Annotated in this window: 11 protein-coding genes; 5 read left to right on the forward strand and 6 right to left on the reverse strand. The window is 55.4% G+C overall.

Translation table 11 applies throughout. The features are described 5' to 3' along the window. Nucleotides 1-243: 243 nt before the first annotated feature. Nucleotides 244-1,806 carry a CNNM family cation transport protein YoaE gene (yoaE, locus tag CNE01S_RS00655; protein WP_061272259.1) on the forward strand — a complete coding sequence of 521 codons (1,563 nt, stop codon included), beginning with the start codon at nucleotides 244-246 and terminating at the stop codon, nucleotides 1,804-1,806. A gap of 1 nt (nucleotide 1,807) precedes the next feature. Here yoaE and pdeD read toward each other — a convergent pair whose 3' ends face one another. Beyond that, the gene (gene pdeD / locus CNE01S_RS00660) at nucleotides 1,808-3,406 is read right to left on the reverse strand and encodes a cyclic di-3',5'-guanosine monophosphate phosphodiesterase PdeD (RefSeq protein ID WP_061272261.1); all 1,599 of its coding nucleotides are present in this window, start codon (nucleotides 3,404-3,406) and stop codon (nucleotides 1,808-1,810) included. A gap of 197 nt (nucleotides 3,407-3,603) precedes the next feature. Beyond that, nucleotides 3,604-4,617 (reverse strand): nitrilase family protein, encoded by a 1,014-nt coding sequence (locus tag CNE01S_RS00665; RefSeq protein ID WP_061272263.1) that lies wholly within the window; start codon nucleotides 4,615-4,617, stop codon nucleotides 3,604-3,606. A 96-nt stretch (nucleotides 4,618-4,713) separates the two neighbouring features. Between CNE01S_RS00665 and CNE01S_RS00670 the strand changes: the two genes are divergently transcribed. Beyond that, nucleotides 4,714-5,574: a LysR family transcriptional regulator gene (locus tag CNE01S_RS00670; RefSeq protein WP_061272265.1), complete on the forward strand. Its 861-nt coding sequence runs from the start codon at nucleotides 4,714-4,716 to the stop codon at nucleotides 5,572-5,574. Between the two features lie 142 nt (nucleotides 5,575-5,716). Here the strand turns inward: CNE01S_RS00670 and sdaA are convergent, their stop codons facing one another. The 3 genes from sdaA to pabB all read right to left on the reverse strand — a co-directional run bounded on the left by sdaA (nucleotide 5,717) and on the right by pabB (nucleotide 9,232). Continuing rightward, on the reverse strand, nucleotides 5,717-7,081 hold the full coding sequence (sdaA, locus tag CNE01S_RS00675) for an L-serine ammonia-lyase (protein WP_061272267.1): 1,365 nt from the start codon (nucleotides 7,079-7,081) through the stop codon (nucleotides 5,717-5,719). A 183-nt stretch (nucleotides 7,082-7,264) separates the two neighbouring features. Next, the gene (locus tag CNE01S_RS00680) at nucleotides 7,265-7,861 is read right to left on the reverse strand and encodes a CoA pyrophosphatase (RefSeq protein ID WP_061272269.1); all 597 of its coding nucleotides are present in this window, start codon (nucleotides 7,859-7,861) and stop codon (nucleotides 7,265-7,267) included. Nucleotides 7,862-7,864: 3 nt separating this feature from the next. After that, nucleotides 7,865-9,232 (reverse strand): aminodeoxychorismate synthase component 1, encoded by a 1,368-nt coding sequence (gene pabB / locus CNE01S_RS00685; RefSeq protein WP_061272271.1) that lies wholly within the window; start codon nucleotides 9,230-9,232, stop codon nucleotides 7,865-7,867. A 62-nt stretch (nucleotides 9,233-9,294) separates the two neighbouring features. On the opposite strand from pabB, the gene CNE01S_RS00690 reads away from it, so the two are divergent. Continuing rightward, nucleotides 9,295-9,495: a YoaH family protein gene (locus CNE01S_RS00690; RefSeq protein ID WP_061272273.1), complete on the forward strand. Its 201-nt coding sequence runs from the start codon at nucleotides 9,295-9,297 to the stop codon at nucleotides 9,493-9,495. 21 nt (nucleotides 9,496-9,516) lie between these two features. On the opposite strand, the gene CNE01S_RS00695 is transcribed toward CNE01S_RS00690, so the two are convergent. Further along, entirely contained in the window at nucleotides 9,517-9,861 is a 345-nt protein-coding gene (locus CNE01S_RS00695; protein ID WP_039294440.1) for a RidA family protein, read from the reverse strand. 128 nt (nucleotides 9,862-9,989) lie between these two features. Here CNE01S_RS00695 and yoaA point away from each other — a divergent pair, with 128 nt between their 5' ends. Then, nucleotides 9,990-11,900 carry a DNA repair helicase YoaA gene (gene yoaA, locus CNE01S_RS00700; RefSeq protein ID WP_061272274.1) on the forward strand — a complete coding sequence of 637 codons (1,911 nt, stop codon included), beginning with the start codon at nucleotides 9,990-9,992 and terminating at the stop codon, nucleotides 11,898-11,900. A gap of 68 nt (nucleotides 11,901-11,968) precedes the next feature. Then, entirely contained in the window at nucleotides 11,969-12,664 is a 696-nt protein-coding gene (gene tsaB / locus CNE01S_RS00705; protein ID WP_061272275.1) for a tRNA (adenosine(37)-N6)-threonylcarbamoyltransferase complex dimerization subunit type 1 TsaB, read from the forward strand. Nucleotides 12,665-12,675 lie beyond the last annotated feature (11 nt).

Here is a 12,675-nt window from a genome sequence, read left to right on the forward strand (position 1 = left end):
TGCAAAGTCAGGTAAATCTTTGCCAAGCCCTGGTTTACTTTGATAATGTTAGCGTCCGATTCACTTTCAGGAGTAGCGGGCAGTAGCCCACCCTATGGACCGTCACCGACGTCTTTTCACTGCCGGGATGCCTAAATCCCACCCTCTCAGCGGCGTTTTATGCCCGCAAATACGATTCACCAGCCGCTTTGCGTCCGTAACCTACGGAATGCCGATTTGCTGCGCCCTTAACGGGAGTCTGACATGGAACTGTTAATGGACCCGCAGATCTGGGCCGGTTTGCTCACGCTTGTTGTGCTGGAAATCGTACTGGGTATTGATAACCTGGTGTTTATCGCCATTCTCGCGGACAAGCTTCCACCTAAGCAGCGCGATAAGGCTCGATTGATCGGCCTGTCGCTGGCGCTGATCATGCGTCTGGCGCTGCTGTCGCTGATTTCGTGGCTGGTAACATTAACCGCGCCGCTGTTCAGCGTTGCTGATTTCACCTTCTCGGGCCGCGATCTGATTATGCTGGTGGGGGGGATCTTCCTGCTGTTTAAAGCGACCACGGAACTGCACGAACGCCTTGAAAACCGCCAGCACGACGACGGGCATGGTAAGGGTTATGCCAGCTTCTGGGTGGTGGTACTGCAGATTGTAGTGCTGGACGCCGTCTTCTCGCTGGATGCGGTAATTACCGCCGTGGGGATGGTAAACCATCTGCCGGTGATGATGGCTGCGGTCGTCATTGCGATGGGTGTCATGCTGCTTGCCTCTAAGCCGCTGACCAACTTTGTTAATCAACATCCGACGGTGGTGGTGCTCTGCCTGAGCTTCCTGCTGATGATTGGTTTGAGCCTGGTTGCAGAAGGTTTTGGCTTCCATATTCCAAAAGGCTATCTGTACGCGGCCATCGGTTTCTCGATCATTATCGAACTGTTTAACCAGATCGCTCGTCGTAACTTTATTCGCCATCAGTCGCGCCAGCCTCTGCGCGCGCGTACTGCCGATGCGATTCTGCGCATGATGAGCGGCAAGCGTCAGGAACGTGCGCAAAGCAGCGAAGACAGCAAAGCCATGACGCCAATCGAGGCGGAATCCTTTGCCGAAGAAGAGCGCTATATGATTAATGGCGTGCTGACGTTGGCTTCACGCTCATTGCGCACCATCATGACGCCGCGCGGTGAGATTTCGTGGGTTGATGCGATGAAGAGTGTGCCGGAGATTCGTGAACAGCTGCTGGAGTCTCCCCATAGCCTGTTCCCGGTGTGCCGTGGTGAACTGGACGAAATTATTGGCGTTGTACGCGCCAAAGAGCTGCTGGTTGCCCTGGATGAAGGTGTTGACGTGGCGGCGATTGCGGCGCAGTCACCGGCGATTGTTGTGCCGGAAACGCTGGACCCGATCAATCTGCTTGGCGTGCTGCGCCGGGCCCGCGGCAGCTTCGTTATTGTTAACAACGAATTTGGCGTGGTGCAGGGGCTGGTCACGCCGCTGGATGTGCTGGAAGCGATTGCCGGTGAATTCCCCGATGCGGATGAAACGCCGGAAATCGTTCGCGATGGTGACGGCTGGCTGGTCAAAGGCTCTACGGACCTGCATGCGCTTCAACAGCGTCTGGATATTCATCGCCTGATGCACAGCGAAGAAGACATTGCTTCTATCGCCGGTCTGGTGATTGCGGTGAATGGCCATATCCCTAAAGTTGGGGATGTGATTGAGGTAGCACCTTTGCGTATTCAGATAGTCGAAGCCAACGATTACCGTGTCGATCTGGTTCGCGTGGAGAAAGAACGATCTCCACACGAAGACGAAGAAGAGTAAGTCAGCGCACAGGGAAGGCCGGAATAGCCCGGTCTTCATGGCGAGGGGGCGGCGGCGTGTTGCCCTCGAGCCAGTGAGCAAAATCCCGCAGCGGCATGGGTTTGGCGTACAAAAAGCCCTGCAGCACATCCACACCGTTACGTCGTAAATATTCTGCCTGCTCCTGCGTTTCCACCCCTTCGGCCACCAGATCGATACCCAGCCTTTGCCCGAGCGCAATAATAATGTCCGTGACCGTCGAATTCACCGCATCGGTACCGATGGCGGCGGTAAAGGATTTATCGATTTTCAACACGTTGGGATTCAGCGTTTCAAGATAAGCGAGCGAGCTGTGTCCGGTGCCAAAGTCATCGATAGCAAGGTCAATCCCCAGCTTATGCAGCTGTTGAACCACGCTATGATCCACGTCAGGCAAGGCGTTACGCTCGGTGAGTTCCAGCGTCAATTTTTGCTTAGGCGTGGCCGGGAACCAATAACGTTTCAGGTCGCGAATAATCGCCCCGTCGTGGAAGTGGCTGGCGGCAACGTTCAGGCCGATATGAAACCCCAGCGTTTTGGGAAAAATCTCCAGGTGACGTACCGTTTCATCCAGCACAAAGCGCGTGAGCGGAGCAATTTGCTGCTGCTGTTCCGCCAGGGGAATAAACACCTCCGGCGAAATCCAGCCCTGTCTGGGGTTATTCCAGCGCAGCAATAGCTCCACGCCAACGCATTCTAAGTTTCGGGCGCTCACCAGTGGCTGACAAAAGACTTCAAATTCCCGAGCGGCGAGGCCGAGGTTTATCTCCCAGGAAAAGCTCATTCTGTTGGCGGTCGCCAGCCAGGCAATATAGCCCACCAGCAGGCTGAGCAATAAAGCCAGCGGAAGCTGTGACGGTAAGTTTTGCAACGTTAACTGGTCGGCCGACGGGCCAATGGCGGTGATGGAATAAGGGTAAAGCTTTGATGCCGTTTGCCGGGAAACCTGGTCCTCGTCCGTCACTATCTTGGCTAACAAGTCAGCGCCGTATTCCAGGTGATCGTTGCCAACGTTAAGCACGGCACGCGTCACCCAGGGGTGTTCCGGTTTTAGCAACAGGCTGGTTAGCATCTGGATATTAATAATCTGCATCACGCCATCGTGGGTTTCCCCTGGCTGTGGGCGCCAGAAAATCAGCACCGGGGTGCCTTTTAACAGCGAGCTGTCGCGGGATAAAAACAGCAGCGGCTCCTCTGACGGCAGGCGCGTATGGAGCTGATGAATACCCACGTTGCGGCTGCCATAAATACTGGAACAATACAGCACGCCATCCTTGATTAAACCAATGGCGCGTACCGTTTGCATTTTGGCGGCGTGTTCGCGAATTTTTAATTGGGCGTCCTCACAGGAGGTACCGATAAGCTGCATAATATCGTCGCTGACGGTGTTCAGCGGGGCAAGAAGTGTGTCGAGCGTGGTAATGACCCGCTGATTAAACTGGATGACGCGCTGTTCGTTAAGATTGCGCTCTGTTGCGTATCTGACGCTAAGCGTGACAATTAAAACTAAAATGGCGAGTACGGCGCAGACAATAACTCGCCTGCGGCGATAGTCAGAAATAATCCGCTGTGCCGTTTGCATCCCTGTTTCCCTGTTTTTCGCCGCAAGACGTGAGGCGTAACGTTATCATCAAAGTGTAGCGGGATATCAGAGTGCTAAAAAATAAAAAAAGATAAGGTAAAAAACGCCGCACAAGCGGCGCCGGATAGGGTTTATATTTCTGGTTTAAGCCTGAATGAGGGGGAGTATTGGTTTCTTACTCCCGGCTTTCTGGCAACCTATTTACTCGTATCTTCGGCCTCTCTTCGAGTGTGACTACCAAAAGAAGGCACATCCTCCGAAAATCTAGCTGTCCTTGCATCGCGCTCGTAGCCCTGAGATTCACACAGGGTGGCGTACAACTCAGGCCGTCGGCCGTGAATCCACCGGCGGCCGGTGGACATCGGCAGCAATTCCAGAGCGAGGTCGGCGTACACGATTGTATCCTCCCAGGAACCGGTTTCGCTGACTATCCGGCCGTAGGGATCAATAATCATGGCATTACCTGTCCGAACCTCTCCATTATCCAGGCCGACCCCATTACTGAACAGAATGAAAAAGCCATTATCATGTGCGCGAGAAGGTAACCAGCGCATCAGCCAACCACGGCCACTTTCACCGCGTAAGGCTGCCTCCAGCGTTTGCGGATCGCTATGTCTGTTTTCCCAGAGGCTGGCCGGAATAGGTTTCATGCCGAAAGGACTTCGCGAATGCGTTCCCCCTGTCTGGTGCGGAGCGATAAGAATGTCGGCACCCAGCAAGGCCGTAATACGCACATTTTCAACGAGATTATTATCCCAGCAGATAAGCACTCCAACGCGCACTCCCCACGGTGTATCAAAAACAGTAAAACTGTTGCCGGAGGCAATATCAGGGTGTTCAAAAGCATGCAGCTTTCTGTGTACATGCCGCTTGCCGTCAGGCATGCAGATGGCATAGGCATTATACAATCGCTCGTCGCTGCCCATTTCAAGGAATCCAGCCCCAATAGCCATCTGGTATTTTTCCGCAAGGAGGGCTATCCGGGCTAGTGATGAGCTTTCGTCAGCCCGCTCAGACAGCGCGTCCAGCGCCTGACGGCTGAGATCCGGCACATGCCAGTATCCGGTGATGCACATTTCAGGGAAGGCCAGAATTTTCACCTCCTCCCTGGCAGCCTGAATAATAAATTTTTCCATGACCGATAAATTGTAGTGTTTGTCTCCCGCCCGGTGGCAAAACTGAACGGTGGCAGTACGAATGCTTCTTTCCATTTTTTCACTCCTCATCTGACGATTCGGAGGCTATTCCATCAGAGAGTACGTTCGCGTGTATAATCACGATTTCACCTCATTCGATAACCAGACAGAATGGATATAAAACTGCTGCGCGCCTTCGTTACCCTCTCAAAGTCAGGGTCATATCACTTAGCCGCTGAAAAACTGTGCGTCACGCAACCCGCACTGACCAAACAGATCCAGACGCTGGAGTCCCTATCCGGAGTGACGCTGTTTCAGCGAGGTCGTCACGGGGCAAGGTTGACCGTAGCAGGGGAACTGTTACTCCCTGGGGCTTCTGCGGTACTCGACCGTTATGATCTTTTCTGTTCCGAAGTGTCCGGTATCCAGAAAGGGAAGGCCGGTAAGCTGACCATGGGTTTTGGGATTTCCTCCTTCCGTCTTGCCCCCCGACACGTGGCTGTTTTTCGCAGCCAGTTTCCTGATGTGCAGGTATCCCTGAATGATATGCCCTCAGCAGAACAGTTCCGGCAGTTGACAGAGGGCAGTCTTCAGATTGGATTTGTGCGGCTGCCGGCCCCTGAACATCTGAAGAGTAAAATATTGGCGGAAGAGCAGCTAGTTCTTGCCGTGGCCCAGACAGCTAATACGGAAACCGCTGCTGCGGCTGAGTTGCTTAAAATGAATCAGCTGTTGCAGCTATCACGCAATCGGGGAGAAGGGCTCTCGGCACAGACATCGAGCTTTCTCTCGGGAAATAACCTCGCTCCCCGGACGGTTTCAGCAGCAGATGATATTCAGACCTTGCTGGCACTCGTTGCCGCTGGAGAAGGGGTGGCATTACTGCCGGCGGGTGTTATTCATATTCTTCCCGCTGGAGTCAGGCTGGTGGCACTTGAAGGCGAGCATACTGCCTGGCAAACCGGCATTGCCTGGAATGCCCAGTTAAACGATCCTGTGCGAGACAACTTCTTGAAGATTGTGGCCGGCTGAATGACTCTGCCGGATTGAACATCGGGGAAAGAACATGCGGATGTTCAGTAAAACGAGATGAGCGGGAAATACCGTAAGATATTTCCCGCTCATTTTATAACGAACGCGGTTTAGCGCATAAGCAGCGTTTCGGGGTTACGGCTTAATCGCACTGAACCTTAATCGCCAGCCCGCCTCGCGAAGTTTCGCGGTATTTGGCGTTCATGTCTTTACCTGTCTCGTACATGGTCTCAATGACCTTATCGAGCGAAACGCGTGGGGCGCTGGTACGACGCATCGCCATGCGGGTGGCGTTGATCGCTTTCACCGAGGCAATAGCATTACGCTCGATACAAGGCACCTGTACCTGTCCGGCGACCGGGTCGCACGTCAGACCCAGATTGTGCTCCATACCGATTTCTGCTGCGATGCAAACCTGCTCTGGAGCGGCTCCCATTATTTCCGCAAGACCTGCAGCCGCCATCGAACAGGCGACGCCGACTTCACCCTGGCAGCCCACCTCAGCGCCAGAAATAGAGGCGTTCATTTTGTACAGCACGCCAATGGCCCCGGAAGCCAGGAAGTAACGAATCCAGGTATCTGGCGTGACCGGCTCGATAAAGTGGTCGTAGTAGGCCAATACCGCCGGAACAATACCGCAGGCACCGTTGGTTGGGGCCGTAACAACGCGGCCGCCGGCGGCGTTCTCTTCGTTCACCGCCAGGGCAAACATGTTCACCCAGTCAACCACGTTCATCGGGTCGCTGGAGAGCTTGTCGCTGGACACCAGCATGCGGCGCAGGGCAGATGCACGACGCGGCACTCGCAGCGGGCCAGGCAGCACACCTTCGGTATTCATGCCGCGATCGATACAGGCGCGCATGGTTTGCCAGATGTTGGCGAAGTAATCTTCGATTTCCTGACGGCTGTGCAACGCCAGTTCGTTCTGCATCACCATCCCGGACACGGACAGCCCGGTGTCCTTGCAGTGCTGCAGCATTTCCTGGGCAGAATGGAACGGATAAGGCACGGAAACTTCGTTTACCGAATCTTTCCCAAAGTGCTCTTCGTCGACGATGAAGCCGCCGCCGATGGAATAATAGGTTTTGCTGTAGATCTCTTTGTCGCCATTGTAGGCGTGGATCTGCATGCCGTTTTCATGCAGCGGCAGATTGTCGCTACGAAAACGCATGCCGTTATCCTGCGGGAAATCGACTTCATGGCGGCCCTGAGCGATCAGCAGGCGCCCACGAGTTTCCACGTCGCGGATAAAAGCAGGAATAGCATCGATATCGACGTTATCCGGTTGGTTGCCGGCCAGGCCCATGATAATCGCGATATCGGTGTGGTGGCCTTTCCCCGTCAGGGAAAGGGAACCGTAGACATCCACCGCGATACGGGTGGTGCTGTCCAGCAGCCCTTGCTCGATCAGTGCGTCGACAAACTGTTTCCCGGCCTTCATTGGCCCGACGGTATGGGAGCTGGATGGCCCGATGCCGACCTTGAACATGTCGAATATGCTAATCACTCTAAAACTCCTCTGGTAGCACCCTGTTTCATGGAACATGATGCTTTGAAATGGCTAAGCGCTAGTTTAAAAATTTATTGGTTCCACCAGGAAACTATTCACATGAATTAAACTAATGCTTAACCATAAACCACCTAATAGCAGATGATTTATGGCCTTTATGGTTCTTAAATATAGCCATTTTCAGCGTTTTAAACTGTCGTCTGGATCGCTATCTACCTGTAAAGAAAGTTCCCGAATGATGCCCGCCGTCATACCCCAGACAAAATAACGTTGATACCAGGAAAGCCAGACGCGATGCGCGTTGCCGCGGCGATGGATATCTAACGGATGGTAGCGCCCCAAACGCAGTGCCTCGGCTAAAGGCATTTCAAACACCGCCGACACTTCATCTTCGCTGGCACGCCACGGCAAATCAGGAGGAATGATGCCGACAATGGGCGTTACCTGGAAACCCGTCACGCTATCTACTGGCGGAAGGGTGCCGATAACCTCGACGGATTCTGGTGGAATAGCGACTTCTTCCTGCGCCTCCCGCAGCGCGGCGGCAATCAGCGAACTGTCGGTGTCGTCTACCGCCCCGCCGGGGAAGGCCACCTGGCCCGCGTGTTTACGCAGCATGATGGAACGCTGGGTGAGTAAAAGCCCCGGCTGAGGCCGACGAACTATCGGCACCAGTACCGCCGCCTGACGTTTGTTGCTGACAGGGCCGCTTTCAGTGGGGCGCAGTAGTTGAAAGCGGGTGAGGAAATCATTCAGCGTCAGGGACGAACCGGCCATGCATTAACTCTCCAGTAGAGGCAAAATACGATTAACTTTGTCAAAAGTTTCCTGATATTCCGCCGCTTCGTTGCTGTCGGCGACGATCCCGCCCCCGGCAGAACAGTATAATTTTCCGCCTTCAGCGGTCAGCGTGCGGATGGTGATGCTGGTATCCATCTTTCCGCAGAAGCTAATGTAGCCGATACTGCCGCACCATGCGTTACGCCGCTGAGGCTCCAGCTCTTCAATAATTTCCATTGCCCTAACTTTGGGGGCACCGGTGATTGAACCTCCGGGGAAAGTGGCACGCAAGAGATCGCAGGCGCTAAGCGTCTCAGGCAGTACGGCGGTAATGGTACTCACCAGGTGATGTACCGCAGGGAAAGGCTCCACTACAAACAGCTCCGGCACTTTGACGCTGCCCGGCACCGCGACGCGGCCGATATCGTTGCGTAGCAAATCAACAATCATCAGATTTTCAGCACGATCTTTGGGAGAGTTAGCCAGCCGCTCAGCCTGCCCGGCATCTGCCTGCGGATCGGCAAGACGAGGCAGCGTGCCTTTAATCGGCCGGGTTTGGATTTGCTTGTCCTCCAGCAGCACGAACCTCTCCGGGGAAAGGCTAAGAATGCAACTGTCTGGCAGGCGTAGAAAAGCGCTGAACGGCGCGCGGTTCGCCTGATTTAGCGTTTCAAAAGCCTGCCATTCATCCCCTTCAAAGTGCGCGCTAAACCGCTGAGCCAGGTTGACCTGGTAGCAATCTCCGCTGCTGAGATAAGCCTGGATCTGGCGGAATTTCTCGCCGTACGTTTCGCGGGACATATTGGACTGCCACTGGCTGGTCAGCCGGAAAGGCTGAACCTCTTGCCGGGGCGAGAGTGCATTCAGCCAGGCCAGACGAGCCTCAATATCTCCCCGGCAAACCAGCGTCAGGCGCTGCAGATGATGGTCTGCAATCAGCGCCCAGTCATAAATGCCGACGGCCATGTCCGGCGTGGTTAAATCCTGCTCCGCTGTCGCAGGGATGTTTTCAAAGCGACGGCCCAGATCGTAACTGAATAACCCCAGCGCGCCGCCGCAGAACGGGATATCGTCATTGGCTGTGGTGGTCAGGTCAAAGCTGTCCAGCATTTGCTGTAACAGGTCGAGCGGGCATTCGCCGTGCCGCGATGAAAGACCGTCGCGCTCAATAACGGTTTGCTGGCCGCGAGTGACCAGCGTCGCAAGCGGGCTGGCAACCATAATATCGAAACGATTATGCGGGTGGTCGGCAAAGCCAGAATGAAGCAGCATGGCCCAGGGCTGAGCGGAAACCACACGGAAATAGCGCTGAACGGCATCGGCCTGCCAGCTGAGTTCGCGAAAAGCGGGGGAGGTTGTCACATTCATCTTGGTAGCATCGTCAGGAGCAGAGTAAAGTAGCGGCTTCAGCACTGTAACAGGAGTTCAATATGATTTCAGGATTACCGGCGCTTAGCCACGAGCAGCAGCAGCAGGCCGTCGAGCGTATTCACGAACTGATGGCCGACGGCATGAGCAGCGGCGAAGCCATCGCCCTGGTAGCCAGTGAGATCCGTGCCTCGCATACCGGAGGTAACGTCGTCGCACGTTTTGAAGATGAAGACGACGAAGAAGAAGACCCGCAGGACTAGCCGGGCCTCAGCGACTTAGCGTTACACAGCGGCGATAATTTTGATTTCCACTTTGTAGCGCGGGTTCATTAACTTAGCCTGTACGGTGCAGCGTACCGGCGCTTTACCCGCCACGACCCACTCATCCCAGGCTTTATTCATCGCCGCAAAATCTTCGCCATCCGGCAGGAAAATCGTTGCATCCAGAATGCGTGTCTTGTCGCTGCCGAGTTCGGCCAGCAGGGTGTCGATTTGCTGCAGGGTGTTTGCCGTCTGCTGGTAGGCATCAGCATCCAGATTTTCCGGAACGCCGGTGTAGTACACGGTCTGGTTATGGATAACTGCATCAGACCAGCGGGCTTCAGGTTTAATACGCGCAATACTCATGGCAACTCCTTAACAACAAACGATATGTGCGGCACAGACTGCCACAATCCGCTGCCCGGTGCCACCGCCTGGCTGGATAAACCTCGCCGGGACTGACATAATCACTGGCAATTTAACCAGGGGGTAACGTGACGGACGATTTTGCAGCAGACGGCCAGCTGGCTAAGGTCATTCCCGGTTTCAGGCCGCGTGAGGCGCAGCGTGAAATGGCGGAGGCGGTAACCCGGGCGATTAAAGCCGGCGGAGAGCTGGTGGTAGAGGCCGGCACCGGCACAGGGAAAACTTACGCTTATCTTGCCCCCGCACTGCGTTCTGGCAAAAAAGTCATTATTTCTACCGGCTCGAAAGCGCTGCAGGATCAGCTGTTTTCCCGCGATCTACCCACTATCTCTCGCGCGCTGAAATTCACCGGGCGGGTGGCACTACTGAAAGGTCGCTCTAACTACCTTTGCCTGGAAAGGCTGGAGCAGCAGTCGCTGGCCGGGGGGGATTTACCCGTGCAGGCGTTAAGCGACGTGATGCATCTGCGCGGCTGGGCCAGTGAAACCGTGGATGGCGATATCAGTACCTGTGGCACCGTCGCCGAAGATTCCACCGTTTGGCCAATGGTCACCAGTACCAACGACAACTGTCTGGGGCAGGATTGCCCGCAGTATCAGGACTGCTTTGTGGTCAAGGCCCGCAAAAAGGCGATGGATGCCGATGTGGTGGTGGTGAACCATCATTTGTATCTGGCCGACATGGTGGTGAAAGAGAGCGGCTTTGCGGAGCTGATCCCTGAGGCGGAAGTGACGATTTTCGATGAAGCCCACCAGATCCCGGATATCGCCAGTCAGTATTTTGGCCAGTCTATCTCCAGCCGGCAGTTGCTCGACCTCGCCAAAGACATTTCCATTGCCTACCGCACAGAAGTCCGTGATGCTCAACAGCTGCAAAAAAGCGCCGACAGCCTTGCCCAGCGCACGCAGGACTTCCGCCTGCAAATAGGCGATCCGGGCTACCGGGGCAACCTGCGTGAACTGCTTGCTGACGCCAATATCCAGCGTTCGCTGCTGCTGCTCGATGACGCGCTGGAGCTGTGTTATGACGTGGCGAAGCTTTCTCTTGGCCGCTCAGCGCTGCTGGATGCCGCTTTTGAACGGGCGGTGATTTATCGCGGGCGAATCAAAAGGCTGAAAGAGATTAACCAGCCGGGCTACAGCTACTGGTATGAATGCAACGCCCGCCACTTCACGCTGGCCCTGACGCCGCTGTCCGTGGCCGACAAGTTTAAGGAAGTTATCCGTGAAAAAGCGGGCTGCTGGGTCTTTACCTCGGCCACGCTTGCGGTGAATGACAAAATGAGCCACTTCACCGAGCGACTGGGTATCGACGAGGCGGAAACGCTGCTGCTTGCCAGTCCGTTTGATTACGCTAAGCAGGCGCTGCTGTGCGTGCCGAGAGGTCTGCCAACCCCGAATCAGCCCCATGCAGGCCGCCATCTGGCTAACCTGCTGCGTCCGCTTATCGAGGCGAACAACGGGCGCTGCTTTATGCTTTGTACCTCCCACGCCATGATGCGTGAGCTGGCGGAACAGTTCCGTGCCACCATGACGCTTCCCGTGCTTCTGCAGGGGGAAACCAGCAAAGGCCAACTGTTGCAGCAGTTTGTTGAGGCCGGTAACGCCCTGCTGGTGGCGACCAGCAGCTTCTGGGAAGGCGTAGACGTGCGCGGCGACACCTTATCCCTGGTCATCATCGACAAGCTGCCCTTTACCTCCCCGGACGATCCGCTGCTCAAGGCCCGAATGGAAGATTGCCGCATTCGTGGAGGCGATCCGTTTGACGATGTCCAGTTACCGGATGCGGTGATTACCCTCAAGCAGGGCGTCGGCCGCCTGATACGAGATGTGGAAGACCGTGGGGTATTGGTTATCTGCGATAACCGTCTGGTCATGCGGCCTTATGGCGCTGTTTTCCTTAATAGCCTGCCGCCAACGCCGCGTACCCGGGATATAAATCGGGCAGTTGAGTTCCTCAATACCTCAGGCGCGCAGTAATTTGTGCCAGGCTATGGTATGATGCGCGCCGTTTTTTGACCTTATCTCCGCCAGAGGTTGGCAAGCCCATGCGAATTTTAGCCATCGATACCGCAACAGAAGCCTGTTCTGTTGCCCTGCAAAACGACGCGGCGTCCTACGCCCATTTTGAACTCTGCCCGCGTGAACATACGCAAAGAATTTTACCGCTGGTCAAAGAGATCCTGAACCAGGGCGGGATTACTTTGTCTGAGGTGAACGCACTTGCCTACGGGCGTGGGCCGGGCAGTTTCACCGGTGTGCGAATTGGTATTGGTATTGCGCAGGGGCTGGCGCTGGGCGCTGAACTGCCGATGATCGGCGTTTCAACGCTGGCAACTATGGCGCAGGGCGCATGGCGCAGAACGGGCGCTACCCGGGTACTCGCCGCCATAGATGCCCGTATGGGTGAAGTCTACTGGGCCGAATATGAGCGCGACGAGCAGGGCGTGTGGCACGGTGAAGAAAGCGAAGCCGTCCTCAAGCCTGAAGACGTTGCCGGGCGGTTGAAGCATCTCAGCGGCACCTGGGCTACAGTCGGAACAGGCTGGCAGGCCTGGCCTGATATGGCGAAGGATAGCGCGCTTTTGTTGCAGGACGGTGAAACTACGCTGCCTGAAGCTGAAGACATGCTTCCTCTGGCACAGCAGGCTTTTAACGCCGGAAAAACCGTCGCCGTAGAAAACGCTGAACCGGTCTACCTGCGCAATGAAGTGACCTGGAAAAAGCTTCCTGGCAGAGAGTAATACCGACCACG

Origin of the sequence: Cedecea neteri NBRC 105707 = ATCC 33855 (assembly GCF_001571265.1) — a bacterium.
Classification (GTDB): domain Bacteria; phylum Pseudomonadota; class Gammaproteobacteria; order Enterobacterales; family Enterobacteriaceae; genus Cedecea; species Cedecea neteri.